Origin of the sequence: Actinomadura sp. (assembly GCF_044508335.1) — a bacterium.
Taxonomy (GTDB): Bacteria; Actinomycetota; Actinomycetes; order Streptosporangiales; family Streptosporangiaceae; genus Spirillospora.
Genome location: NZ_JBIQHY010000103.1, coordinates 1 through 25,198, shown reverse-complemented (window position 1 = coordinate 25,198; position 25,198 = coordinate 1). Strand labels below are relative to the sequence as shown.

The 25,198-nt window shown below is 74.6% G+C and carries 24 protein-coding genes and 1 riboswitch; of the genes, 9 read left to right on the top strand and 15 right to left on the bottom strand.

Translation table 11 applies throughout. From position 1 onward, the window contains the following. Positions 1-260 precede the first annotated feature (260 nt). The 5 genes from cutA to ACIWVC_RS26950 all read right to left on the bottom strand — a co-directional run bounded on the left by cutA (position 261) and on the right by ACIWVC_RS26950 (position 7,401). Positions 261-2,675 (bottom strand): aerobic carbon-monoxide dehydrogenase large subunit, encoded by a 2,415-nt coding sequence (cutA, locus tag ACIWVC_RS26970; protein ID WP_396454745.1) that lies wholly within the window; start codon positions 2,673-2,675, stop codon positions 261-263. Beyond that, positions 2,675-3,175, bottom strand: coding sequence for a (2Fe-2S)-binding protein (locus tag ACIWVC_RS26965; protein ID WP_396450808.1), 501 nt, complete (start codon positions 3,173-3,175; stop codon positions 2,675-2,677). The genes cutA and ACIWVC_RS26965 overlap by 1 nt, the downstream gene beginning before the upstream one ends. Then, positions 3,175-4,056 (bottom strand): FAD binding domain-containing protein, encoded by an 882-nt coding sequence (locus tag ACIWVC_RS26960; RefSeq protein ID WP_396450806.1) that lies wholly within the window; start codon positions 4,054-4,056, stop codon positions 3,175-3,177. Before ACIWVC_RS26960 ends, ACIWVC_RS26965 begins: the two co-directional genes overlap by 1 nt. A 3-nt stretch (positions 4,057-4,059) precedes the next feature. Continuing rightward, positions 4,060-5,511 (bottom strand): uracil-xanthine permease family protein, encoded by a 1,452-nt coding sequence (locus ACIWVC_RS26955; RefSeq protein WP_396450804.1) that lies wholly within the window; start codon positions 5,509-5,511, stop codon positions 4,060-4,062. Positions 5,512-5,649: 138 nt separating this feature from the next. Further along, positions 5,650-7,401, bottom strand: coding sequence for a PucR family transcriptional regulator (locus ACIWVC_RS26950; protein WP_396450802.1), 1,752 nt, complete (start codon positions 7,399-7,401; stop codon positions 5,650-5,652). A gap of 210 nt (positions 7,402-7,611) precedes the next feature. Here ACIWVC_RS26950 and ACIWVC_RS26945 point away from each other — a divergent pair, with 210 nt between their 5' ends. The 5 genes from ACIWVC_RS26945 to ACIWVC_RS26925 are packed head-to-tail and all read left to right on the top strand — an operon-like array spanning position 7,612 to position 13,764. Further along, complete coding sequence (locus ACIWVC_RS26945; protein WP_396450800.1) at positions 7,612-8,580, top strand: DUF2877 domain-containing protein; 969 nt, start codon at positions 7,612-7,614, stop codon at positions 8,578-8,580. A 49-nt stretch (positions 8,581-8,629) separates the two neighbouring features. After that, entirely contained in the window at positions 8,630-10,153 is a 1,524-nt protein-coding gene (locus tag ACIWVC_RS26940; protein WP_396450798.1) for an FdrA family protein, read from the top strand. Further along, positions 10,150-11,556 carry a DUF1116 domain-containing protein gene (locus tag ACIWVC_RS26935; RefSeq protein ID WP_396450796.1) on the top strand — a complete coding sequence of 469 codons (1,407 nt, stop codon included), beginning with the start codon at positions 10,150-10,152 and terminating at the stop codon, positions 11,554-11,556. Before ACIWVC_RS26940 ends, ACIWVC_RS26935 begins: the two co-directional genes overlap by 4 nt. Before the next feature lie 29 nt (positions 11,557-11,585). Next, on the top strand, positions 11,586-12,494 hold the full coding sequence (locus ACIWVC_RS26930; RefSeq protein ID WP_396450794.1) for an aldose 1-epimerase family protein: 909 nt from the start codon (positions 11,586-11,588) through the stop codon (positions 12,492-12,494). 52 nt (positions 12,495-12,546) lie between these two features. Next, complete coding sequence (locus ACIWVC_RS26925) at positions 12,547-13,764, top strand: DUF6986 family protein (protein WP_396450792.1); 1,218 nt, start codon at positions 12,547-12,549, stop codon at positions 13,762-13,764. Here the strand turns inward: ACIWVC_RS26925 and ACIWVC_RS26920 are convergent. Further along, the gene (locus tag ACIWVC_RS26920; protein ID WP_396450790.1) at positions 13,761-14,162 is read right to left on the bottom strand and encodes a hemerythrin domain-containing protein; all 402 of its coding nucleotides are present in this window, start codon (positions 14,160-14,162) and stop codon (positions 13,761-13,763) included. The genes ACIWVC_RS26925 and ACIWVC_RS26920 overlap by 4 nt on opposite strands. On the opposite strand from ACIWVC_RS26920, the gene ACIWVC_RS26915 reads away from it, so the two are divergent. After that, complete coding sequence (locus ACIWVC_RS26915) at positions 14,137-14,544, top strand: MarR family winged helix-turn-helix transcriptional regulator (RefSeq protein WP_396454744.1); 408 nt, start codon at positions 14,137-14,139, stop codon at positions 14,542-14,544. The genes ACIWVC_RS26920 and ACIWVC_RS26915 overlap by 26 nt on opposite strands. Here ACIWVC_RS26915 and ACIWVC_RS26910 read toward each other — a convergent pair. From ACIWVC_RS26910 to ACIWVC_RS26895, 4 genes are read right to left on the bottom strand one after another with little or no spacing between them, the layout of a single operon-like run. Next, positions 14,522-15,115 (bottom strand): NTP transferase domain-containing protein, encoded by a 594-nt coding sequence (locus tag ACIWVC_RS26910; protein ID WP_396454743.1) that lies wholly within the window; start codon positions 15,113-15,115, stop codon positions 14,522-14,524. The two genes, ACIWVC_RS26915 and ACIWVC_RS26910, sit on opposite strands and share 23 nt — an antisense overlap. Before the next feature lie 18 nt (positions 15,116-15,133). Beyond that, on the bottom strand, positions 15,134-16,258 hold the full coding sequence (locus ACIWVC_RS26905; RefSeq protein WP_396450784.1) for an XdhC family protein: 1,125 nt from the start codon (positions 16,256-16,258) through the stop codon (positions 15,134-15,136). Continuing rightward, positions 16,251-17,369: a VWA domain-containing protein gene (locus tag ACIWVC_RS26900; RefSeq protein WP_396450782.1), complete on the bottom strand. Its 1,119-nt coding sequence runs from the start codon at positions 17,367-17,369 to the stop codon at positions 16,251-16,253. The genes ACIWVC_RS26905 and ACIWVC_RS26900 overlap by 8 nt, the downstream gene beginning before the upstream one ends. Before the next feature lie 3 nt (positions 17,370-17,372). Further along, the gene (locus ACIWVC_RS26895) at positions 17,373-18,257 is read right to left on the bottom strand and encodes an AAA family ATPase (protein ID WP_396450812.1); all 885 of its coding nucleotides are present in this window, start codon (positions 18,255-18,257) and stop codon (positions 17,373-17,375) included. Positions 18,258-18,495: 238 nt separating this feature from the next. Between ACIWVC_RS26895 and ACIWVC_RS26890 the strand changes: the two genes are divergently transcribed. Then, positions 18,496-19,896 (top strand): selenium-binding protein SBP56-related protein, encoded by a 1,401-nt coding sequence (locus tag ACIWVC_RS26890; RefSeq protein WP_396450781.1) that lies wholly within the window; start codon positions 18,496-18,498, stop codon positions 19,894-19,896. Continuing rightward, a complete protein-coding gene (locus ACIWVC_RS26885; protein ID WP_396450779.1) occupies positions 19,893-20,531 on the top strand; it encodes a hypothetical protein in 639 nt (212 codons plus the stop codon). The genes ACIWVC_RS26890 and ACIWVC_RS26885 overlap by 4 nt, the downstream gene beginning before the upstream one ends. A gap of 82 nt (positions 20,532-20,613) precedes the next feature. Here the strand turns inward: ACIWVC_RS26885 and ACIWVC_RS26880 are convergent, their stop codons facing one another. The 5 genes from ACIWVC_RS26880 to ACIWVC_RS26860 all read right to left on the bottom strand — a co-directional run bounded on the left by ACIWVC_RS26880 (position 20,614) and on the right by ACIWVC_RS26860 (position 24,432). Then, on the bottom strand, positions 20,614-21,060 hold the full coding sequence (locus ACIWVC_RS26880; protein ID WP_396450777.1) for a PH domain-containing protein: 447 nt from the start codon (positions 21,058-21,060) through the stop codon (positions 20,614-20,616). Further along, positions 21,053-21,928, bottom strand: coding sequence for an ATP phosphoribosyltransferase (gene hisG, locus ACIWVC_RS26875; protein WP_396450775.1), 876 nt, complete (start codon positions 21,926-21,928; stop codon positions 21,053-21,055). Before hisG ends, ACIWVC_RS26880 begins: the two co-directional genes overlap by 8 nt. Before the next feature lie 71 nt (positions 21,929-21,999). Continuing rightward, positions 22,000-22,530, bottom strand: coding sequence for a 6,7-dimethyl-8-ribityllumazine synthase (gene ribH / locus ACIWVC_RS26870; protein ID WP_396450773.1), 531 nt, complete (start codon positions 22,528-22,530; stop codon positions 22,000-22,002). Next, positions 22,527-23,756 (bottom strand): bifunctional 3,4-dihydroxy-2-butanone-4-phosphate synthase/GTP cyclohydrolase II, encoded by a 1,230-nt coding sequence (locus ACIWVC_RS26865; RefSeq protein ID WP_396454742.1) that lies wholly within the window; start codon positions 23,754-23,756, stop codon positions 22,527-22,529. The genes ribH and ACIWVC_RS26865 overlap by 4 nt, the downstream gene beginning before the upstream one ends. A gap of 82 nt (positions 23,757-23,838) precedes the next feature. Next, complete coding sequence (locus ACIWVC_RS26860; protein ID WP_396450769.1) at positions 23,839-24,432, bottom strand: riboflavin synthase; 594 nt, start codon at positions 24,430-24,432, stop codon at positions 23,839-23,841. Between the two features lie 72 nt (positions 24,433-24,504). After that, positions 24,505-24,635, bottom strand: a riboswitch (FMN riboswitch). 154 nt (positions 24,636-24,789) lie between these two features. Here ACIWVC_RS26860 and ACIWVC_RS26855 point away from each other — a divergent pair. Then, the coding region (locus ACIWVC_RS26855; protein ID WP_396454741.1) for a DoxX family protein at positions 24,790-25,198 on the top strand (409 nt) is incomplete at its 3' end.

The window sequence follows — 25,198 nt, the reverse complement described above, 5'->3', positions numbered from 1 at the left end:
CTGACCCGCCCGCCGCGGCCCGACGGCCCCGGCCGTCCCACGTCCCACGGCGGCCCGTCCCACGGCGGCCGCCCCACCGGGGGAATTCCGACCTTCCCGGAGGAATCCCGGTTACGGCCAAGGCCGAGGGGGGCCTTCACTAGGGTCAACACGCTGGCGGGGCCGAGGTCCCCCGCTTCCCGAGCCGGTCCCGCCAGCATCAGCCGGCGACCCCGACGCCCCCGAGACCGGCATCGGCGGACAAGGGCCGGCCCGCCCCGTCAGCCCGCCCGGACGCTCTCCCGGACGCGCAGCGACGGATCGGCCGCGGCCCGCTCCCGCAGCGTGTACAGCTCGTCCGGGGAGATCGGCATCGCGTCGACGCGGACGCCCTCCGCGTCCTCCACCGCCGACGCGATCACCGCCGACACCGGGATGACGCCCGCCTCCCCCGCCCCCTTGATGCCGAGCGGGTTCAGCGGCGACGGCGTCTCCAGATGACCGGTCTCGATGCGCGGGATCTCCGTCGCGTACGGCATGAGGAAGTCCATGAAGGACGCGTTCAGCAGCTGCCCCGCCTCGTCGTACGCCATCCGCTCGTACAGCGCGCCGCCGATGCCCTGCGCCACGCCGCCGTGGATCTGCCCTTCGACGACCATCGGGTTGATGAGCCGGCCGCAGTCGTGGACGACGGCGTACCGGAGGATCGCGATCTCGGCGGTGTCCGGGTCGACCTCCACGATCGCGGCGTGCGCCCCGGCCGCGAACGTGGACCGGACGGGCGAGTAGTAGTCGCGCCCCTCCAGGCCCGGCTCGTCGCCGGACGCGACCGGCGGCTCGGTCGCCGGGCGGCCCACCGCGAACTGCGTCGCCGCCGCGGCCTCCTCGTCGAACGCGTACCGCAGCGGGTTCGACAGCACCGCCACCGTCCGCAGCGGGACGGCCGCCGACCGGTCGCCGCGCACGTGCACGACCCCGTCGGTGATGTCCAGGTCGTCCGGGTCGGCCTCCAGGGCCTCGCCGGCGATGCGCAGCGCCTTGCTCCGGACCTTCCGGCAGGCCAGCGCGATCGCGTTGCCGCTCATCACCGCGGCGCGGGACGCGAACGTCCCGACCGCGTACCCGAACCGGCGCGTGTCGCCCGTCGTGACGTGCACGTCCTCGATCGGGACGCCCAGCTCGGAGGCGGCGATCTGCGCGAACACCGTCTCATGGCCCTGGCCCTGCGAGGTCAGCCCGGTCGACACGTGCACCCGCCCGGCCGTGTCGATCTCGACGTGCCCGCCCTCGTACGGGCCGACGCCCGTCCCCTCCACGTAGACGCCGAGGCCGATGCCGAGGCGGCGGCCCCGGGACGCGGCGGCGGCGCGCTCGGCCTCGAACCCGTCCCAGCCGATCAGCTCCCGCGCCTTGCGCAGCAGCTCCGGGTAGTCGCCGGAGTCGTAGATCAGCGGGCGGCCGTCCTGGAAGGTGAGGCCCTGGTCGTAGGGGAACTCGTCGGGCTGGATGAGGTTCGCGGCGCGCACGTCGGCGCGGTCGGCGCCGAGGTGGCGGGCGATGCGGTCCATCGTCCGCTCCATGCAGAACACGCCCTGCGGGCGCCCCGCGCCCCGGTACGGGGTGACGATCAGGGTGTTGGTGTAGAGGCTGACGACCTCCGCCCGGTACGCGCCGATCTTGTACGGGCCGAGGAGCTGCGTGGACGTGACGATCGGGATGATGATCCCGTACGGGGTGTAGGCGCCGTGGTCGTGCCGGATGCGCACGTCCAGCCCGAGGACGCGGCCCGCGTCGTCGAACCCGACCCGCACGTCCTGCAGCTGGCCGCGCTCGTGCGCGGCGGAGACGAAGTGCTCGCGGCGGTCCTCGGCCCATTTGATCTCGCGGTCCAGCAGCCGCGCCGCCCACGGGACGAGGATCTCCTCCGGCCACGGGTGCACGATCTTGACGCCGAACCCGCCGCCGACGTCGGGGGCGACGACCTCGACCTTGCCGTTCGGCAGCCCGAGCCGCGCGGCGATCGCGGCCCGCACGCTGGTGGACGCCTGCGTGGACGAGTACACGCGCAGCGACCCGTCGTCGGCGTCCCACCGCGCGTACACGCCGCGCCCCTCCAGCGGCATCGACGCGCTGCGCTCGATCGACAGGCTGAACTCCAGCACGTGCGGCGCCGACTCGATCGCGCCCGCCGCGTCCCCCGTCTCCTGCACGAGGACGGCCCCGACGTTGCCCGGCACGTCGTCGTGGACGAGGTGCTCCGCCCGCGTCGCCGCCTCGATCCCGACGACGGCGGGCAGCGGCTCGTACTCGACGCGGATGCGCTCGGCGGCGTCCTCGGCCAGGTAGCGGTCGCGGGCGACGACCATCGCGACGGGCTCGCCGACGTGCCGGACGACGTCCCGCGCCAGCGGGTGGCCGGTGCGGCCGTGCGTCAGCGCCGGGTGCGGGATGAGCAGCGGCAGCGGCTCCCCGACCCGGCCGGGCAGGTCCTCCCAGGTGTAGACGGCGACGAGGCCGTCCACGTCGAGCGCCCCGGACACGTCGATGTCGGTGATGCGGGCGTGCGCGTGCGGCGACCGGACGAACGCCGCGGCGAGGGCGCCCTGCCCGAGGTCGTCGAGGTAGCGGCCGCGGCCGGTGACGAGCCGGCCGTCCTCGCGCCGCTCGACCCGTTCGCCGAAGACGCGCGTGCCCATCAGCCCTCCCCTTCTTCCGCGGCCGCGGCGAGCAGGTCGGCGGCGCGGTGCACCGACTTGACGATGTTCTGGTACCCCGTGCAGCGGCACAGGTTCCCGGAGATCCCCTCCAGGATCTGGTCCTCGGTCGGGCGCGGCGTCTCGCGCAGCAGCGCCGTGACCGTGCAGAGGAACCCGGGCGTGCAGAAGCCGCACTGCAGGCCGTGGCATTCGCGGAACGCCCGCTGCACCGGCGACGGCGTCCCGTCCTCGGCGGCGAGGCCCTCCACCGTGGTGACCTCCCGGCCGGCGGCGGTGACGGCGAACATCAGGCACGACCGCACCGGCTCCCCGTCCAGCAGGACGGTGCAGCAGCCGCAGACGCCGTGCTCGCAGCCGACGTGCGTGCCGGTGAGCCCGAGGTCGTGCCGGAGCAGGTCCGACAGCAGCCGCCTCGCCGGGACGCGCGCGGTGCGGTGCGTCCCGTTGACGGTCAGCGCCACCTCGAAGCTCTCCTCCATCAGTCCTCCGCCTTCCGCGGCGAACCCGTCCTGCGCAGGGCCCGGGCCGCCGCCGCGCGCAGCGCGCGCTCGGTGAGCACGCCGGTCAGGTGCCGCCGGTACGCGGCGCCGGCGTGGATGTCGGGTTCGGGGTCGATCCGGTCGCGGACGTGCGCGGCGGCCGCGGCCCAGTCGCCGTCCGGCCCGGCCGCGCCCGTCAGGTCGAGGACGAGCGGGGTCGCGGCGACGCCCAGGTATCCCGCGCGGGCCGCGCCGACCCGCAGGTCCTCGTCGAGGGTGACGACGGCGGCGACGCCGGCGAGCGCGTAGTCGCCGTGCCGGCGGGCCGTCTCGGCGAACGCGGTGCCGGTGCGGGGCGGCGCCGCCGGGAAGAACGCGGAGACGGCCAGCTCGCCGGGCCGCAGCGCCGATTCGAGGGGGCCGGTGAAGAACTCGGCGGCCGGGATGGTGCGGCGCCCCCGCGCGGACGCCGCCTCGACCGTCCCGCCGAGCACGGCCAGCACCGCGGGCAGCTCGGCGGCGGGGTCGGCGTGCGCGAGGCTGCCGACGACCGTGCCCCGGTTGCGGATGACGGGGTGCGCGACGTGCCGCAGCGCCTGCCCGAGCAGCGGCTGCGCGGCCGCGGCCTCCGCCGAGCGCTCGACCCGCGCGTGCCGGGCGAGCGCGCCGACCCGCACGCCCGCGCCGTCCGCGTGCAGGGTGTCCAGTCCGGCGACCCGGTTGATGTCGACCAGGTCGGACGGCGCGGCGAGCCGCATGTTCAGCAGCGGGATGAGGCTCTGCCCGCCCGCGAGCACCTTGCCGCCCGGCGCGGCGGCGAGGGCGTCGAGCGCCTCGCCGACCGTGCCGGGGGCGTGGTAGCCGAACGGGGGCGGCTTCACGCGTCAGCCCGCATCGCTGCTCGGGGCGGGGCGGACCGGGCCGCCGATCTCCTCCTCCGCGGGCGCGATGATGCCGCCGCCCGCGTCCTCCGGTCTGCGCAGCACGTTGAGGACGTGGTAGCCGAGCAGGACCGCGATGGTGCCGAGCGCGATGCCCTGCAGCGGGAAGTCGTCGGTGACCTGCAGCGTCACGTTCCCGATCGCCAGGATGATCGCCGCGGCGACCGGGACCAGGTTGACCGGGTCGGCGAAGTCGACCCGGTTCTCGATCCAGATCTTCGCGCCGAGCAGGCCGATCATCCCGTAGAGGACGACGGTGATGCCGCCGAGCACGCCGCCCGGCGTCGCGGCGACCAGCGCGCCGAACTTGGGGCACAGCCCGAACAGGATCGCGACGGCCGCGGCGACGTAGTAGGCGGCGGTCGAGTAGATGCGGGTCGCGGCCATGACGCCGATGTTCTCGGCGTAGGTGGTGGTGGGGGAACCGCCGACCGCGCTGGCGAGGGTGGTGCCGACGCCGTCCGCGGCGATCGCGCGGCCGAGGACGGGGTTCAGGTCGTCGCCGGTCATCGCGGCCACGGCCTTGACGTGCCCGGTGTTCTCCGCGATCAGCGCGATGACCGCGGGCAGCGCGAGCAGGATCGCCGAGGTCTTGAAGTCGGGGCCGTGCAGGCTCGGGAACCCGAACCAGTCGGCGTCCTTAACGGCGGTGAAGTCGACCCGGTCGTGCGGGAAGGCGGTGGCGACGCAGTACGCGCCCTCGGAGGTGCACGCCTTGCCGGCCCCGTCCAGCAGGTTCTGGCCGGGAAGAACTGACGTGATCTTCCCGGCGGTGCTGTCGAGAATCCACGACAGGACGAAGCCGAAGATCAGCGCGAGCAGGATCGTGATGCGCGCCCAGAAGCCGCGCAGCAGCACCGCGCAGAGCACCGCGAAGGCGAGCGTGGCGAGGGCGACCCACTGGTCCTGCGGCCAGTAGACGGTCGCGACCACGGGGGCGAGGTTGAAGCCGATGAGCATGACCACGGCGCCGGTCACCACGGGCGGGAACACCCGGTGGATGACCTCGGCGCCGGCGAAGTGGATGAGGACGCCGACCAGCGTGAGGACGGCGCCCGCGACGAGGATCGCGCCGGTCACGGTGGCGCTGTCGCCGCCCGCCGCGCGGATCGCCGCGACGGCGCCGACGAACGAGGCGCTGGTGCCGAGGTAGCTCGGCACCCGGCCGCCGACGATCAGCAGGAACAGGACCGTCGCGACCCCGGACATCATGATCGCGAGGTTGGGGTCCAGGCCCATCACGATGGGGAACACGAACGTCGCGCCGAACATCGCCACGACGTGCTGGGCGCCGATGCCCGCGGTCCGCGGCCACGACAGCCGCTCGTCCGGGCGGACGACCTCCCCGGGCGGCGGCGTTCTCCCGTCGCCGTGCAGTTTCCAGCCGATCACCATCGGGGCCCCTCCTGCTCATCCGACCGCGTACATGCGGGCAAGGTAGATCTACCCTGATGGACGGGCATCGGCGAGTTCTGCCAAAGCCCGCGCCGCCGATTGGGAGGACCGGCCGGTGTGGGCTGGATTACACTACCCTCAGATACCGCGCATGCGCAGAACGTGCAGGGCGAGGGTGAGATTGAGCCGTAGATGGGCGTCCTCGGTGAACGCGCCGAGCATCCGTTCCAGCTTCCCGATGCGGTACCGGAGAGTGTTGTAGTGGAAATGCAGCCGGCGGGCCGTCTCGGCGACGTTGAGGTTGGTCTCCAAGAGCACCTGCAGGGTGCGGCGCAGATCCACCAGCTCCGGCTCGTCGTCGGCGGCGAGGTCGCCGAGCGTCTCCCGGACGAACGCGTGCAGCTCCCCCGGGTCCGACACCAGGCTGAGCAGCCGGTACACGCCGAGCTGGTCGAAGTGCGCCCGCGCGCCCGCGCCGTTCAGCTGGCGGCCGACGCGGACGGCCTTCACCGCCTGCTCGTACGCCTCGGGCAGCGCCGCCGGGGACTCCACCGTCCGGCTGATCCCGGTGGAGAACGTCCGCCGCACCGGCAGGTGCTCGGCGAAGATCGACGAAGCCTCCTTCACCATCGCCTGCACCGGCCCGGCCGCCCACTCGGCGGGGTCGGCGCCGTCCGCGCCGACGACCGCGACGACCTCGTGCGCGAAGCTCGCGACCGCCGCCCCCTTGTCGTGCCGGCGGACGGCCGTCGTCCACGCGGCGGCGAGGCGCTCCTGCGCCGACCGCTCCTCGGCGCCGCGGCTCTTCCCGTCGGGGTCGGGCGCCTTCCCGCGCCCTTTGCCGTCGGCCTCGGGGGCGGCGCCCCGCGGGCGCCCGTCCAGTTCGGCGACGAGCACCATCATCGGGCGGTCCAGGTCCCAGCCGAACCCGCCGCAGTGCGCGACGACGCGGTCGTCGTCGCCGGCGCGCCCGGCGAGGATGTCGCGCAGGAAGTCGGCGCGGTACTTGCTCTCCACCGCCGCGACGGCCTGCTGCTTGGTCACCACGAGCGCGGCGACGGTCGCGGCGCGCTCCAGGATGCCGAGGTCGGTGCCGCGCAGCGTCCCGGCGGGGCTGAACGCGACGATCCGGCCGTGGTCGAAGCCGCCCGCCATCACGGGCACGACCAGGTGGTCGCCGGTGCCGTGCGCGCCGATGACGCCGCAGCCGCCGCGCCCGCAGGCCGCGTGCCGGCCCGCGTCGAACGCGCGCATCGCCTGGACGTGCTCGTCCGGCCCGGCGCCGGCGAGCACGCGCTGCTCGCCGTCCAGCACCACGACCGCGACGTCCAGCAGCGACGCGACCTCGTCGACCACCTCCTGGAGGCCGCCGCCGCACAGCACGATCTGCACGAGCGCCCGGTGCACCTCCTCGGTGCGGGCGAGGACCGCCGCCTGCCGGTTCAGGATGTCGGTCAGGACCTGGTTGAGGATGTCGTCGAAGCCGACGTCGTTCGGGAGCAGGATCAGGGGGAAGCCGCGCCGGTCGGCCTGCGCGATCATCTCGGCGGGGAGGGAGTCGAGGTAGCGGCCCAGTTTGATGGCCAGGGCCGCGAGGCCGCGCTCGTCGAGGTCGGCGACCAGGTTGTCGAGCGACTGGGGGGTGTTCCGCAGGGGGTAGCCGGTGGTCAGGAGCAGCTCGTTGGGCTTGACCCACGACAGGATGTCGGGGACCTCCATCACGTTGAGCCGCTGGACGACGCGTTCGAGGCCGGACCGGCCGGCGATGAGGCGGGCGCCGTTCAGGGTGCTGACGCCGAGGACCTCCCCCACCGACAGGCCGTAGGTCAGTGTTCCGGTACTCGCGAGCCGGAGGGCCGGTGGGCCCGGGTCCGCTGTGGTGTAGCTCATGCCAGGGGTCACCTCGCTTTTGGTGCGTACATCGTCCGTGACGATGTGATCGCTACCGGTTCCTGATCAAAAATGACAACAAAGACGAACGATGACAACCATCCTTGGCAGCTTTCTCCATACGACCGGTGCGGGGCCCGTTCTACCGTCGTCGCGAGGCCGGGCCGTCCGCGGGGCGGGCGGCCACCGACACCGGCCTCGGGAGGATCCGTGACTGCCCTCGTCCGCGACCCGATCCCGCTCCCGGCCCGGCCGCGGCGGCGGCCGCCCGCCGCCGGCGCCGCGAGCCTCGCGCTGCGGCCGCTGCTGGACCCGCCGCGCCGCCCGGCGCGGGTCATCGCCGTGTTCCCGTCGGCGCTGTACCTGGAGATGCGGGGCGGCGCCGAGCCGCGCGTGCTCGCCGTCGTCACCTCCGACGCCGGGCGGCTGCCGAACGCGGTGGTGGTCGTGGCGACGCGCCGCGAGCACCCGTTCCGGTCCGTCCGCGAGGGCGGGGACGCCCTCGTCGGCGAGGGCCGGGTGGAGGCGGACGGGCTGGCCGTGCGCGTCCGCCGCTGGTGGGACCCGTCCCCGGCGCTCGCCGCGATGCAGCCCGCGGCGCTCGCCCGCGGCGTCCGCGCCCTGGAGGACGAGCTGGCCTCGGCCGGCGCGCTCACCGCCGCCGGGCCGGCCGGCGGCGGCCTCGACGGGCACCCCGACCCGGCCGGCCTCGCCGCCGCCTGCGCGGCCGGCGACCTCGCCGACGCCGTGGAGGCGGCCGAGCGGATCGTCGGGCTCGGGCCGGGGCTGACGCCGTCCGGCGACGACATCCTGTGCGGCCTGCTCGTCTCGCTGCGGCTGGTCGGCGGCGCCGTCCGGCACGGGGAGGCGGCGGTGCGGATGGCCGACTGGATCGGCGCCGCCGTCACCGCCGACGCCGGCACCCGCACGACGGCGCTGGCCGCGACGCTGCTGCACTGCGCGGCGGCGGGCGGCGCGGGCGCCGAGGTCGCGGCCGTGCTGCGCTTCGTCGGCGGCCACGAACCGCCGGGCGGCGCGGGCCAGAGCGCCGTCCGGCGCCTGCTGTCGGTCGGGCACACCTCGGGCGCCGACCTCGCGCACGGCGTCCTCGCCGGCTGCCGCGCCGCGCTCGCCCTGTCCGCCGCCACCGCCCGGAGCGCTGCGAAGGTGACTGCATGAGCGCAGCGGACCGGGGGGCCCGGGGGGCCGTCCCCCGCGGGAGGCACGCATGAGCGATTGGGTCGAGGTCCGGCGGGGGGGCTACCACGATTCGGTCACGCTCATGCGGGTCAGCCGGGAGATGGCCGCGCGTCCCGGCGTCGCCGCGGCGATGGTGGCGATGGCGACGGAGCTGAACCGCGAGATGTTCGAGCGGATGGGGTTCGAGGTCCCCGGCGACGCGGGGCCCGACGACCTCGTCGTGGCGGTCCGGGTGGACGGCGGCGGGCTCGACGAGGCCCGCGAGGCGCTGGACGGGCTGCTGCGCGACGCGTCCCGGCCCCCCGCCGGCGGCGGGCCGCTCGGCGCGCCGGAACCGCCGCGCACCACGGGGTCGGCGGCGGCGCGGGCGGACGCGACCGTCGCGCTGCTGTCGGTGCCGGGCCCGCACGTGTTCCCCGAGGCGATGGACGCGCTGGACGCCGGCCTCAACGTGATGATCTTCAGTGACAACGTGCCGCTCGCGCAGGAGATCACGCTGAAGGAGGCGGCCGCGCGGCGCGGGCTGATCGTGATGGGCCCGGACTGCGGGACCGCCGTCATCGGCGGCGCCGGCCTCGGGTTCGCCAACGCGGTCCGCCCCGGGCCGGTCGGCGTCGTCGCCGCGTCCGGGACGGGCGCGCAGCAGCTGATGTGCCTGCTCGACGCGGCGGGCGCCGGGGTGAGCCACGTGCTGGGCGTCGGCGGCCGGGACCTGTCGCCCGAGGTGAGCGGCCGGTCGGCGCTGTCCGCGCTGGCGGCGCTGGACGCCGACCCGGGCACCGAGCTGATCGTGCTGGTGTCGAAGCCGCCCGCGCCGCAGGTGCTGGACCTGATCCGGGAGGCGGCGCGGCGGCTGGACACGCCCGTGGTGTTCGCGCTGCCGATGGCCGACGAGGACGACCTGACCCGCGCTGCCGAGAAGGTGCTGACGGCGCTCGGCCGGACCGTCCCGGAGTGGCCGCGGTGGACGGCGGCGCGGCGCCCGGCCGCGGTGGCGGGGCGGGCGCTGCGCGGGCTGTTCGCGGGCGGCACGCTGCGGGACGAGGCGGAGATGATCGCGCGGGACGCCCTCGGCTGGGACCTGGAGTCGCGCGGCCACCGCTTCGCCGACTTCGGCGACGACGCCTACACGCGCGGCCGCGCGCACCCGATGATCGACCCGACGCTGCGGCTGGAGGCGCTGCGCGCCGAGGCCGCCGACCCCGGCTGCGGCGTCCTGCTCCTGGACGTGGTGCTCGGGTACGGCGCGGAGCCCGACCCGGCCGCCGCGCTGGCCCCGGCCATCGCCGACGCGGCCGGGAGCCGCCCCGACCTGGCCGTCGTGGTGTCGCTGTGCGGGACGCCGGGCGATCCGCAGGACCGCGACCGGCAGGCCGCGGCGCTGTGCGAGGCGGGCGCCGACGTGTTCGGCTCCAACGCCCAGGCGACCAGGCACGCCCTGCGCCTGGTCACCGGGGGCGCGGTCGGAGGCGGCACGGTCGAAAGCGGCACGGTCGAGGGGGGCGCCGAAGGCGGCGTCGAAGGGGGCACGGCGGAAGGGGGGTCGGCATGACCGATCAGCGGCTGGGCGGGCTGCTGTCCCGCGAGCCCCGGGTGGTCGCCGCGGGCGTCGAGGTGCTGGCCGAGGCGCTCGCCGACCAGGCCGTCCCGGTGGAGGCGGTCGACTGGCGGCCCCCGCCGCCCGGGACGGAGGCGGCGCTCGCCGCGGTGCTCGGCGACCCGCGCCGCGCGGACGCCAACGAGCGCGCCGTGCGGCGCATGGTCACGGCCCGCCCGCACCTGGTGGACGTGCGGCCCGCGCGGGACGTCCTCGGCCTGGAGCCCGGGACGTTCCTGCACGCGGGCCCGCCGCTGGAGTGGGAGCGCGCGTCCGGCCCGATGCGGGGCGCGCTCATCGGCGCGATGCTCCTCGAAGGGCTCGCCGAGACGCCGCTCGGCGCCCGGCACGCGCTGGAGCGCGGCGCGGCCGTGCTGGAACCGTGCCACCACCACGCCGCCGTCGGGCCGATGGCGGGCGTCGTCAGCCCGTCCATGTGGATGTTCGTGGTCGAGGACGCCGAGCACGGCGGGACCTCGTACTGCTCGCTCAACGAGGGGCTCGGGAAGGTCCTGCGGTACGGGGCGTACGGGCCGGAGGTGATCGAGCGGCTCAGGTGGATGGGCGAGGTGCTGGGACCGGCGCTGCGGGCGGCGGTCCGGCGGCACGGCCCGCTCGACCTGATGTCGGTCATCGCGCAGGCGCTGCAGATGGGCGACGAGCTGCACAACCGGAACCGGGCCGCGACGTCGCTGCTGCTGCGCGAGCTGGCGCCCGACCTCGCCGCCGCCGAGGACGTCCCGCGCGGTGAGGCGGCCGAGGCGCTGCGGTTCGCGGCGGGCAACGACCACTTCTTCCTCAACGCGGGGATGGCGGCGGCGAAGGCGTGCGCGGACGCGGCCCGGGACGTCCCCGGGTCGAGCCTCGTCGTGGCGATGGCCCGCAACGGCACCGACTTCGGCATCCAGGTGTCGGGCACGGGCGACCGCTGGTTCACCGCCCCCGCGGGCGTCCCGGACGGCCTCTACCTCGGCGACTACGGGCCGGACGACGCCAACCCCGACATCGGCGACTCGGCGATCACCGAGACGGCCGGGACGGGCGGGTTCGCGCTCGCCGCCGCGCCGGCGATCGTCCGGTTCGTCGGCGGCGAGGTCCCCGACGCGGTCGCCGCCACCCAGCGGATGTACGAGATCACCCTCGCGGAGCACCCGGGGCTGCAGATCCCGCTGCTGTCGTTCCGGGGCACCCCGGTCGGCATCGACGTCACCCGCGTCGTCCGCACCGGGATCCTGCCCGTCATCGACACCGGCATCGCGGGCCGCGAGGCCGGCACCGGCCAGGTCGGCGCGGGCCTCGTCGAGCCGCCGGCGGCGGTGTTCGCCGACGCCCTGCACGCCCTCGCGGAGATCGCGTAGAGGCGGTGCCGGCGGGTACCGTCCCGGACATGAGCGAGTCGATCACCGGGGAGCAGTACGCCCTGAGCGCCGGGCCGTACCAGGCCGTCATCACCGAGTCGGGCGCGAGCCTGCGCGAGCTGACCCGCGACGGCAGGCCGCTGGTGCTGTCGCACGGCGCGGACGAGCCCGCCCCCGCCGCGTTCGGGCACCTGCTGATCCCGTGGCCGAACCGCGTGGACCGCGGCCGCTACTCCTACGGCGGCGCCGAGCACCAGCTGGACGTGTCCGAGCCCGCCCGGGACTGCGCGATCCACGGCCTCGTCCGGTGGGCGCCGTGGCGGGCCGCCGAGCACGAGCCGCACCGGGTGCGGCTCACCCACCGGCTCCTCGCGACGGGCGGCTACCCGTTCCGGCTCGACCTGGAGGCCGAGTACTCCCTCGACGCGTCCGAGGGCCTGCGGGTGCGCATGACCGCCCGCAACCCCGGGTCGAGGACGGCCCCCTACGGCCACGGCGCGCACCCGTACCTGACGGTCGGCGAACCCATCGACGAGTGCACCGTCCGCCTGCTCGCCGACCGGTACCTCCCGGTGAACGACCGGATGATCCCGTGCGGGCCGTCCGAGGACGTCACGGGCACCGAGTACGACCTGCGCACCGGGCCGCTGCTCGGCGGCCGGCGGATCGACAACGCCTTCGCCGACCTGAACCGCGACGGCGGCGGCCGCGTCTGGGTGGTCCTCTCCGGCGGCGGCCGCACCGTGCGCCTGTGGGCCGACGAGGCCCACCCGTGGATGGAGATCTACACGGCCGACGACACCCCCGACCCCAGGCGGGGTCTGGGCGTCGAGCCCATGACGTGCCCCCCGAACGCGTTCGCCTCGGGCGAGGGCCTCGTCCACCTGGAGCCCGGCGCCGAGTTCACCGGCACGTGGGGCATCGTGGCCGACTCCTGATTCCGGCCGCGATCGGTTCCCCGAGGGGCGGCGGTTGGGGGATCATTGCGGGGTGAACCTCAGTGTGCCCTCGTTCGACGACCTGTCCGCGCGCATCGCCGCCGCCCGTGACGCGCACGGCGAGCGCTTCCCCGGCGGTGCGGAGGGGCGGCAGCCCGTGCACACCGTGTACGTGCCGGCCGACCGGTTCTCGCGCTCGACGCCCGCCGACTTCGGCGCCGAGGCGCTGCGGCTGCTGAACACGCACACGCCGGGCGCCGGGTCGTTCGGCGCCGCGTTCGGGCTCGACCCCGAGCTGGCCGAGCCGGTGCGCGCGCGGGTCGCGGCGAAGCTCGCGAACGAGCCGGTCGAGGACGTGCGGATCGACTTCGAGGACGGCTACGGCGTGCGCGAGGACGCCGAGGAGGACGGGCACGTCGAGCAGGTCGTCGAGGCGGTCGCCGCCGCGTACCAGGTGAAGGGCCTGCCGCACTACTGGGGGCTGCGGGTGAAGTCGTTCGCGGACGGCGGGCACGAGCGGGCGATGCGCACGCTCGACGGGTTCCTCACCTCGCTGCGCGACCGGCTCGGGCGGCTGCCGGGCGGGTTCACGATCACCTTCCCGAAGGTGCTGTCGGCCGAGCACGTCCGGCTGTTCACCGAGTTCCTGGACCGGCTGGAGAGCTCGCTCGGGCTGCCGCAGGGCATCCTGCGGTTCGAGATCCAGGTCGAGACGCCGCAGTCGCTCATCGACCACGCAGAGGACCGGGTCGGGCTCGGCCCGCTCGTGGCCGCGGCGCAGGGCCGCGTCACCGCCGCCCACTTCGGGGTGTTCGACTACACCGCCGCGCTGGGGCTGCCGCCGCACGAGCAGCGGCTCGACCACCCGGCGTGCGACTTCGCCCGGCACCTCATGCAGGTGTCGCTCGCGGGCACGGGCGTGCGGCTGTCGGACGGCTCCACCAACGTCATCCCGCGCAACGACGGCCCCGACGAGGTCAACGCGACGTGGGCGGCGCACGCGGCGCACGTCCGGCACTCGCTGGCGCACGGCTTCTACCAGGGCTGGGACCTGCACCCCGCGCACCTGCCGAGCCGGTACGCCGCCGTGTACGCGTTCCACCTGACCGGCGTCGACGACGTCATCGGGCGGGTCCGGGCGTGGCACGAGCAGGCGGCGGGCGGCGCGAGCGGGTTCCTGGACGAGCCCGCCACCGTCAAGGCGCTCACCGCCCGGCTGCGCCGCGCCGTCGACTGCGGTGCCCTGGACGAGAGCGTCCTGCCCGCCTAGCCCTTCCGCCAGAGGGGCGCGACCACGTCGAGGAGCGGACCGAGCTGCTCCTCCACGCAGGCGAAGTGCTCGTCGAGTTCGGCGGTGATCCGGTCGAGTTCGGCGCGGACCGCGTCCGGGTCGCGGGAGCCGGCGTCGTCCAGTACGGCCTGGAGCCTGCGCCTGTTCTCGGTGACGGCGGCGTGCTCGCGGCGCAGCCTGCCGACGACCGGGGCGAGGCCGGGGAACTGGGTCTCCAGGCGGGGGAAGGCGCGTCCTTCCTCGTTGTCGTGGTGCTCGCCGAGGACGCCGCAGACGGAGACGCAGTGTTCGCGCAGCTGCCGGGCCGGGTCGGGGGCGGCGCGGGTCCCGCCGCGCAGAGCGGCGGCGTCGATGCCGCGGCTGGTCTCCGCCGCCAAGAAGATCAAGGTGCCGGCGGAGCCGGCGTCCTTCGACCTCGCGCCGCGGCACCTGTCGCCGCTGGCCTACCTGCTGTTCGACGGGCCGATGACCGTGAACGCGCTCGCCCGGCGGCTGGAGGTCGCGCCCGCCACGGTCAGCCTGATGGTCGGCGACCTCAGCCGGCAGGGCATCCTCGAACGCCGCGAGGACCCCGCCGACCGGCGCCGCACCATCGTCAGCGTCGCCGCCGGGCACCTGCCCGCGATCAACGGCCGGCTCGGCCGCGGCGCCGGCGCCTGGCGCACCGCCCTGGAACCGCTCACCCCGGCGCAGCGCAAGATGTTCATCGACACGCTGCTCGCCTACGAGCGGGCCGTCACCGCGGCTCGCGGCGGTTGAACGCCTCCAGGTCGTCCGGGGTGTCGATGTCGTCGGGGGCGGCCACGTCGTCGCACGGGACGGGCGTGACCAGGCCGGCGTGGGCGCGCAGGTAGCCGCGGGCGCCCTGGTCGCCGACCGCGGCGGCGGCGACGCCGGCGAAGTGCTCGGCGCGCAGCAGGACCGGGTTGCGGCGCGCTCCCCCGTAGGTCGCGACGGCGATCGCGGCGCCCGCCTCGTAGGCGGCGATCAGCCGGGCGACGGCCGCCGGGGTGACGAGGGGCTGGTCGACGAGCGCGATCACCACGGCGGGGCAGGCGGGCGGCAGCGCGGCGAGGCCGGCGCGCAGCGAGGAGCCCATGCCGTCCCGCCAGCCGGGATTGGGCACGACGACGGCGCCGATGACCTCGATCTGCGCGGCCCCCGCCACCACCAGGACCGGGGAGCAGCCGCCGTCGCGCAGCGTCCGGACGCCCCGGTCGACGAGGCGTTCGCCGTCCAGCTCCAGGGTCGCCTTGGGCCGCCCGAGCCGGCTGCCCTCCCCCGCGGCGAGCAGCAGGCCGGCCGGGGACTCGTCACCGCGCAACGTCATCCGGAGAGGGTAGCCCCGTCAGTGCGCGTCGGCGTGGATCCTGCCGCTGGTGTCGGTGAGCGGGCGGCCCGAACCGCCCCAGCGGAGCTGGACGAGCTCCGCCGCGATCGACACCGCCGTCTCCTCCGGCGTCCGGGCGCCGAGGTCGAGCCCGATCGGCGAGCGCAGCCGGCCCAGCTCCGCGTCGGTCAGGCCCGCCTCCCGCAGCCGGGCCAGGCGGTCGTCGTGGGTGCGGCGCGAACCCATCGCGCCCACGTAGCCGGCCTCGGTGCGGAGCGCCACCTCCAGGAGCGGCACGTCGAACTTCGGGTCGTGGGTCAGGACGCAGATGGCGGTGCGCCCGTCGATCGCGGCGCGCGTCTCCTCCAGGTACTTGTGCGGCCACTTCACCACGACCTCGTCGGCGTCGGGGAACCGCTTGGCGGTCGCGAACACCGGCCGCGCGTCGCACACCGTCACGCGGTAGCCGAGGAACTTGCCGATGCGCGCGACGGCCGCGGCGAAGTCGATGGCGCCGAACACCAGCAGCCGCGGCGGCGGGGCGAAGGAGTGCACGAAGACCGACAGGTCGTCCAGCCGCCGCTCCCCCTGCGGGCCGTAGTGGCGCTGGCCGGTGATGCCCTGCGCGAGCATGCCGCGCGCGTCGTCGTCCACGGCGGCGTCGAGGCGGTCCGCGTGCGGCTCGCCCGGCGCGAGGGAGCCGGAGGCGCGGTCGGCCCAGATGACGCGGCGGGCGCCGATGCGCCCGGGACCGGCGACGACGGTGGCGACCGCGACCGGCTCGTGCCGCTCGATGGCCGCGGCGACCTCGGCGAACTCGGGGAACGTGGCGGGCCCCACCGGCTCCACCAGGACGTCGAGGATGCCGCCGCAGGTCAGCCCGACGGCGAACGCGTCGTCGTCGCTGACCCCGTAGCGCTGGACGACCGGCTCGCCCGTCTCCAGCACCGACTGCGCCAGCTCGTAGACGGCGCCCTCCACGCAGCCGCCGGACACGCTGCCCGCCACCTCCCCGCGGGGCGAGACCGCCATCGCCGCGCCCGGCGGGCGCGGCGCGCTGCGGAACGTGTGCACCACGGTCGCGAGCCCGAAGGTCTCCCCGGAGGCGTACCAGCGGGCGATGTCGTCGAGCACGTCACGCATGAGCCCTCCCCTTTCCGCCGCCCGCGACGATGCGGGCCAGCTCCTCCAGCGCCGCGAGGCTGTGCCCGGAGGTGAAGTCGTCCACGTGCGGGAGCGCCGCCGCCATCCCCGCGGTCAGCGGCTCGTAGCCGGGCCGCGCCTTGTGCGGGTTCGCCCACACGACCCGGTGCGCGAGCCGGTGCAGCCGCGCCATCTGCTCGCCGAGCAGCGTCGCGTCGCCGCGCTCCCAGCCGTCCGAGGCGATCACGACGATCGCGCCGCGGGCCTGGCCGCGCTGCCCGAACCGGTCGAGGAACTCCTTCAGCTCCTCGCCGAGCCGGGTGCCGCCGCTCCAGTCCGGGATGGCCGCGGACGCCGCCGCCATCGCCGCGTCCGGGTCGCGGTGCCGCAGCTCCCGGGTGAGGCGGGTGAGCCGCGTCCCGGCGCTGAACACCTCCACGGCGCGCCCGCCGGACCGGGCGGCGGCGTGCGCGAACCGCAGCAGCGCGTCAGCGTACGGGCTCATCGACCCGCTGACGTCCACGATCAGGACCACCCGGCGCGGGCGGGTGCGGTGCGCGCGGTGCCGCAGCAGGGAGAGTTCGCCGCCGCGGCGCAGCGTCTCCCGGACCGTCCGCGGAGGGTCGAGCCGCCCGGCCGGCGCGGGCGCGAACCGGCGCGACCTGCGCTGTTCGGCGCCGGTGTGCAGGACGGCGATCAGCCGGGCGACCTCGGCGCGCTCGGCGGCGGTGAGCCGCGCGACGTCCCGGTCGCGCAGCACCTCCACCTCGCTGGCGGTGGCGGCCTTCAGCTCGCCCGCCTCCTCGTTCCCGGCCTGCGCGCCCGGGTCGGGCACCGTCATCCGGCGCACGACGACCGGCGGCGGCCTGCGCCCCAGGCGCGCGGTCGCGCCGGAGAAGTACGCGGCGAAGCACCGGTCGTAGCGGGCGAGGTCGTCGGGGTCGGCGCACAGCGTCAGCCGCCCGGCCCAGTACACGTCGCGCGGGTCGAGGACGTCCAGGTGGTCGAGCGCCGCCAGCATCGCCTGGACGCGCTCGGGGTCGGCCGCGCCGCCCGCCGCGCGCAGCGTCCTGGCGAACCCGACCATCGTCTCGGTGACGTCCCGCTCCACGGCTCATCCCCCGTTGAGCAGGGCCTCTAGCCCGGCGCCGAGGACGCGCTGCTGGTCTTCGCGGTACTTGAGCACGGCGCCGAGCGTCACCGCGGCGGTCGCCGGATCCAGCTCGCGGACGCCGAGGGCGACGAGCGCCTCCGTCCAGTCGAGGGTCTCGGCGACGCCGGGCGGCTTCAGCAGGTCGGTCTCGCGCATCCGCTGCGCGGCGCGGGCGACCTGCCCGGCGAGCCGCTCCGCCGCGCCGGGCAGCCGCCGCCGGATGATGGCGACCTCCCGGTCGAACGACGGGTGCTCCAGCCAGTGGTACAGGCAGCGCCGCTTGAGCGCGTCGTGGACCTCGCGGGTGCGGTTGGAGGTGACCACGACGACGGGCGGGCGCTCCGCGCGGATCGTGCCCAGCTCCGGGACGGTGATCGTGAAGTCGCTGAGGACCTCCAGCAGGAACGCCTCGAACTCGTCGTCGGCGCGGTCGAGCTCGTCCACCAGCAGGACGCTCGGCGCGGTCTCCAGCGCCTGGAGCAGCGGCCGGGCCAGCAGGAACCGCCGGTCGTACAGCTCGCCCTCCAGCCGGGACACGTCGTTCACGCCCGCCGCCTCGGCCGCCCGCAGGTGCAGCAGCTGGCGCGGGAAGTCCCAGTCGTAGAGCGCCTGGGACGCGTCGAGGCCCTCGTAGCACTGCAGCCGGATCAGCGGCGCGCCGAGCCCGCGCGCCAGCGTCTTGGCCAGCTCGGTCTTGCCGACGCCGGCCTCGCCCTCCAGGAAGAGCGGCCTGCCCATCCGCAGCGCGAGGAAGCACGCCGTCGCGAGCCCCTCGTCGCACAGATAGGCGTGCCTGTCGAGCATGCCCGCGAGCTCCGCGGGCGATCCGAGCTGGTCCGTGGTCATCGCCGCCGTCTCCCCCACGGCTCTGAGGCTACTCGGCGGGAGACGCAACTCACACGCCCGGGACCCTTGCGTTTTCGCGGCACCGCCCTCCGGTGCGCGATCGCGGCAGGAATTGCCGCGCGGCCGTGGACATCCCGCCCCGCGGGCTGGACGCTGAATGTGGACAGGGGCCCGCACGTCCGACGCGGCCGGTCGCGGCCGGGCGGCGGCCGGTGACCGACGACCCTGAGGACGGACCATGGCACTGTGGAAGCCGGACCCGACCTTCTACGCCTCGCCGCGCGACGCGGCCGCCGCCCCGGCGGAGAGGCTCGCGTACGTGGCGGCGTTCGACCGCGCCGCCGAGAGACCGGACGCGATCGCCGTCGTCGACGTGGACCCGGGCTCGGCCTCCTACGGGTCCGTGGTGGGCTGGACCGACCTGCCGTACCTCGGCGACGAGCTGCACCACTTCGGGTGGAACGCGTGCAGCAGCGCGCTGTGCCCCGGGTCGCCGCATCCGCACGTGGAGCGCCGCTACCTGATCGTGCCGGGGCTGCGCTCGTCGCGGGTGTACGTGCTCGACACGAAGGGCGACCCGGCGGCCCCGGAGATCGTCAAGGTGCTGGAGCCGGACGAGCTGGCCAAGCGCGCCGGGTACTCGCGGCCCCACACCGTCCACTGCGGGCCCGAGGGGCTCTACCTGACGGCGCTCGGCGGCGCGGGCGGCGAGGACGGGCCGGGCGGCATCGCGCTGCTCGACCACAGTTCGTTCGACGTCCTCGGGCGCTGGGAGGTCGACCGGGGGCCGCAGTACTTCGCCTATGACGCGTGGTGGCACATCGCGCACGACGTCCTCATCGCCTCCGAGTGGGGCACACCGTCGATGGTGGAGGACGGTGTCGTCGGCGAACTGCTCCTCGGACGCAAGTACGGCCACTCGCTGAACTTCTTCGACCTGCGCAAGCGCAAGCACGTCCAGACCGTGGACCTCGGGGACGAGCACCAGATGGTCCTGGAGCTGCGCCCCGCGCACGACCCGACCAAGCTGTACGGGTTCGCCGGGGTGGTCGTGAGCGTCGAGGACCTGTCGGCGTCGGTGTGGGTGTGGCACCGCGACGGCGACGCGTGGGCCGCCACCAAGGTCATCACGATCCCCGCCGAGCCGGTCGATCCCGCCTCCCTGCCGCCGGTCATCCAGCCGTTCGGCGCGGTGCCGCCGCTCGTCACCGACATCGACCTGTCCGTGGACGACCAGTGGCTGTACGTGTCGTGCTGGGGCACCGGCGAGCTGAAGCGCTACGACGTCAGCGACCCGTTCCACCCGGTCGAGGCGGGCTCGGTGCGCATCGGCGGCATCGTCGGCCGGACCCCCCACCCCGCCGCCCCGGACCGCCCGCTCGCGGGCGGTCCGCAGATGGTGGAGATCAGCCGCGACGGGAAGCGCGTCTACGTCACCAACTCGCTCTACGGCGCGTGGGACGACCAGTTCTTCCCCGACGGCGTCGGCGCATGGATGGCCAAGCTCGACTCGACCCCCGACGCCTTCTCCTTCGACGAGCGCTTCTTCCCCAACGGCGACGACTTCAGAGGCCGCCGCCCGCACCAGACCCGCCTCCAGGGCGGCGACGCCTCCTCTGACTCGTACTGCTACCCGTGAACGACGGGTCGCTCGCCGCGCTGGTGGCGCTCGGCGCGTTCCACGGCGTCAACCCCGCCATGGGGTGGCTGTTCGCGGTGGCCCGCGGCCTCCAGGAGCGCAGCAGGCAACTCGTCCTGCAGTCGCTCCCGGCCATCGCCGCGGGCCACGCCGCGTCCGTCGGCGCCGTCGCGGTCCTGATCGCGCTCACCCGCTCGGTGGTCGCGACCCAGGCGGCCGCGATCGGCGGCGGAGTCCTGCTCGTCGGCTTCGGGCTCTGGCGGCTGCTGTCGAAGCGGCACTTCCGCTGGGTCGGCATGCGGATCTCGCTGTGGCAGCTCGCCGGCTGGTCGTTCCTGATGTCGTCGGTGCACGGGGCGGGCCTCATGCTGCTGCCCGTGCTCATGTCGTCGGAGGCGGCCCCGGCGCACCACGACCACGGCCTGGCCGCGTCGTCCGGCAGCGCGGTGTCGGCGGGCGTCTTCGTCACCGCGGTGCACACCCTGTCGATGCTCGCCGTCGCGGGCGCCGTCGCGGTGCTCGTCTACGAGGTCGTCGGCCTGGCGATCCTGCGGCGCGCCTGGTTCAACCTCGACCGCGTCTGGGCGGTGGCGCTCATCGGCGCCGGCGCCTTCACCCTCTTCACCGCGCTGTGAGCGCCGCGACCGGGGCCCCGTCCGCCCGCGGGCGGCGTCAGAACGGGCGGCGGCAGAAGGGGCGGTGTCAGAAGGGGCGGCGTCAGAAGGGGTCGGGGGCCTCGCCCCGGGTGCGGAGGAGCGCCTGGAGCTCGGCGAGCTGGCGGGCGGCGAGGGTCTTCTCCGCGCCGTTGATGCCCATGGCTCCGAGGGACGTGCCGTCCGACAGGTCGAGGGTGGGCCACGGGTCGCCGACGTTCATGGTGACGTCCAGGATCTCCGGCCATTCGAGGCGGCGGGTCTTGAACGCGTTGACCACCGTGACGCCGGACTCCTCGGCGGTGACGCGGCAGCGCGCCAGCATGTGCAGCACCCACGCGATGAACGCGCCGAACACGACCATCAGCACGCGGTCGGCGACGGTGTACTGCTCCGGCACCACCACGGCGAGCACGATCAGGGCCAGCACGATCGCGCCCGCCGTGGTGTAGGCCACGATCCGGGTGGTGCGGGGGCGCCACACGGTCGGCAGGGCCGGTGACTCAGTCAACGATCTTCGTGATGGGGATCTCGAGGATGTCGTGCGCGCCGGCCGCCTTGAGCGCCGGGATCAGCGTGTTGACGCCGCGCTTGGCGACCACCGACTCGACCGCGTTGGACTCCCCGCCGGCCAGCGAGGTCACCGTCGGGGACGCCATCGCGGGCATGATGTCGAGGACCTTCCGCAGGTCGGCCTGCGCGACGTTCAGCTTCAGCAGCACCTTGCCGCGCGCGCGGATCACGCCCTGCAGCAGGAGGGAGATGTCCTCCATCGCGGCGCGCTTCTCCGCGTCCTCGTAGGAGTCGCGGTTCGCGACCAGCTCGGTGTAGCTGGTCAGCAGCGTGTCGAGGATGCGCAGGCCGTTCTTGCGCAGCGACGAGCCGGTCTCGGTGAGGTCGACGATCGCGTCCACGATGTCGGGCACCTTCGCCTCGGTCGCGCCGTAGGACGGGACGACCGTGGCCTTCACGCCGTGCTTGTCGAGGAACCGCCTGGTCAGCGCCGGGAACTCGGTGGAGATCCGGACGCCCTCCGGCAGGTCGGACACCGACTGCCACGGCGCGCCGTCCGGCACCGCCATGATCACGCGGACCGGGTTGGCGGTGGCCTTGGAGTACTTCAGCTCGCCGAGGCTGACGACGTCGGCGTCGGTCTCGGTGATCCAGTCGCGGCCGGTGATGCCGAGGTCGAACAGCCCCTGCTCCAGGTAGGTCGGGATCTCCTGCGGGCGCAGGACCCGGACCCGCTCGATGCGGGGGTCGTCGATGGACGCCCGGTAGTCGCGGTCCGACGAGCGCTGGACGGTGAGGTCGGCGGCGTCGAACAGCTGCATGGTCGCCTTCTCCAGCGACCCCTTGGGCAGGACGAGTGACAGCACGGAATTGCCTTTCGGTGAGGATACGTCCGGGATGTCCGGGTGGTCAGATGCTCGGATGGCGCGCGAGTCCGTCAGGGGCGGAAGCCCTGGACCCGCTCCAAATGCTCTGGACCATGCCCGGCGTGACCGTGATGCCGCAGACCTCGCAGGGTCAGTGCCGTGTCGAGTGCGGCCACAGTCGCCTCCCATCCCTTGTCCTCGGGGCTGCCCGGCAGCCCGCTGCGTTCCAGTGCCTGCTCAATGGTGTCACATGTGAGGACCCCGTTGCCCACCGGAGTCGACTCGTCGAGCGCGACACGGGTCACACCGGCGGTCACCGAGTCGCAGACGTAGTCGAAATGGGCGGTCGCGCCGCGGATGACCGCGCCGAGGCAGACGACCGCGTCGAGCTCGCGGGCCATCTGCTGGGCGACCACCGGCAGTTCGAGCGCGCCGGCGACGCGGGCGACGACCGGCTCGGCGATCCCGCACGCCTTCGCCGCGGCGAGCGCGCGGTCGAGCAGTTGGTCGGTGATCCGCCCGTGCCAGCGGGTGCAGACGATGCCGAGCGTCAGCCCGGCCGCGTCGACGGTGATGTCCTCGGGGCGTCCCGCGCCGCTCATGAGAGTCCCTCGATCTGGTGTCCGAGACGGTCGCGCTTGACCGTCAGGTAGCGCCGGTTGTGCTCGGTGACGACGACGGGCATGGACTCGCGTCCCCGGACGTCCACGCCGAACCCGTCCAGGCCCTTCAGCTTGGCCGGGTTGTTGGTGAGCACCCGCACCGACCGGACGCCCAGCTCCCGCAGCATGTGCGCCGCGTTGGAGTACTCGCGCGCGTCGGCCGGGAGGCCCAGCTCCAGGTTCGCGTCGACGGTGTCGGACCCGTTGTCCTGGAGAGCGTACGCCCGCAGCTTGGCGAGCAGGCCGATGCCGCGCCCCTCGTGGCCCCGCAGGTAGAGGACGATGCCGCGCCCCTCCCGCGCGATGCGCTCCATGGCGGCGTCCAGCTGGGTGCCGCAGTCGCAGCGCTCGGAGTGCAGGACGTCGCCGGTGAGGCACTCCGAGTGCGCCCGGATCAGGACGTCCTCGCCGTCGCCGATGTCGCCGAGCACGAGCGCGATGTGCTCGCCGCCGTCGATGGCGCTGGAGAACCCGACGGCGCGCCACGTCCCGAACCGGTTGGGCAGGCGGGTCTCGACGACGCGGGTGACCATCTTCTCGGTGCGCCGGCGGTGTTCGGCGAGCTGTTCGATGGAGATCAGCCTGAGCCCGTGCTCCTTCGCGAAGACCTGGAGTTCGGGCAGGCGCGCCATGGTGCCGTCCTCGTTGACGACCTCGGCGAGGACGCCGGCGGGGGTGAGACCGGCGAGCCGGGCGAGGTCGACGGCCGCCTCGGTGTGGCCGCGGCGCCGCAGGACGCCGCCCTCCCGGTAGCGGAGCGGGAAGATGTGGCCTGGGCGGACGAGGTCGCGCGGCTCGGACGCCGAGTCGCACAGCGTGCGGATGGTCCTGGCCCGGTCGGCGGCGGAGATGCCGGTGGTGACGCCGAGCCGGGCGTCCACGCTGACCGTGTAGGCGGTGCGCATCCGCTCGTTGTTCTGCGCCGTCATCAGCGGGATCTGCAGCCGGTCGAGGTCGTCGCCCTCCATCGGGACGCAGATGACGCCGCTGGTGTGGCGGATCGTGAACGCCAGCAGCTCGGGCGTCGCCTTGGCGGCCGCGAAGATGATGTCGCCCTCGTTCTCGCGGTCCTCGTCGTCGACGACCACGACGGGGCGCCCCGCCGCGATGTCGGCGACCGCCGCCTCGATGGTGTCGAAAATGCCCGTGTCGTTGCCGCCGCTCATGCGGTCACCGCCTTCTGCCTGGGGGTGTGCGGGCCCCGGGCGCCCCGGAGCCGGTTCCTGAACGCGATCGCGCCGAGCCGTTTCACGACCGGCCGCCCAGCATGCGCTCGACGTACTTGGCGACGACGTCCACCTCGAGGTTCACCGGGTCGCCGGGCTTCTTGCGGCCGAGCGTGGTGAGGGCGAGCGTCGTCGGGATGAGCGCGACGCTGAACCGGTCGGCGCCCGCCTCCACGACCGTCAGGCTGATGCCGTCGACGGTGATGGAGCCCTTGTCGACCAGGTAGCGGCTCAGGTCGGACGGCAGCGAGACCGTCACCACGTCCCACCGCTCGCCCGGCTCGCGGGAGATGATCGTGCCGACGCCGTCGACGTGGCCCTGCACCAGGTGCCCGCCGAGCCGGTCGGACAGCCGGACGGGGCGTTCCAGGTTGACCTTGGAGCCCGGTTCCAGCACGCCGAGGCTGGACTTGTCGAGGGTCTCCTTGATGGCGTCGGCGGTGAAGACCCCGTCCTCGACGTCCACCACCGTGAGGCAGACGCCGTTGACCGCGATCGACGCGCCGTGGACGGCGTCCTCGGTGACGAGCGGCCCGCGGACCGCGAGCGTGACCGAGTCCCCCTGGGGCTCGATCGCCACGATCTCGCCGAGCTCCTCGACGATGCCGGTGAACATCTCCCGGGCCTCCTAGATCAGGGCTCCGGGGGGACGTTCATACATCGGCGCACGCCCCAGGCCAGGGGCGTACCGCGCGCTGCCTCCCATCCGGACTTTAACCGTCGGTCCCGGAATCCCACCGGGTCAACCGGCCGATGGCTTCGGCCGGGTCGCGGACTGTCACCGCCGGTTCGGAGTTTCACCGACCCCGGAGCACGCGTTCATGCTTTGCCAACCAGTGTGCCATGCCTTCCATTCCGCGCCCCATGTGACCATCGCCACTGGCAGCCCAGGTTGAACGTTCAACGATCTTGGAAAGGGGGTAGGTCCTGCGACACATGTGACGCATGACGACATTCCCCCCAGGAGGCAGTCATGGACGTCGTCGCCCTCATCGCCCGCATCGCCTTCGCGGCGATCTTCATCGGCGCCGGAATCGGCCACCTCACCGCCACCGACGCCATGGCCGGATACGCGGCCGCGAAGAAGATCCCCATGGCCAGGCTCGCCGTGCAGGTCTCCGGCGCCTACATCCTGGTGGCGTCTGCCCTGCTCGTCCTCGGCATCTGGCCGGACCTCGGCGCGGTCGCCCTCGTCCCGTTCCTGCTCATCACCGCGTTCGTCCTCCACGACTTCTGGACGCAGGAGTCCGCGGAGGCGCGCCAGATGGAGCAGCAGCAGTTCCTCAAGGACCTCGCCCTCGCCGGCGGCGCCCTCGGATTCTTCGTCCTGTACGCCTCGGACGCCCACCCCGGACTGAACCTGGTCGGCCCCCTCTTCGCCT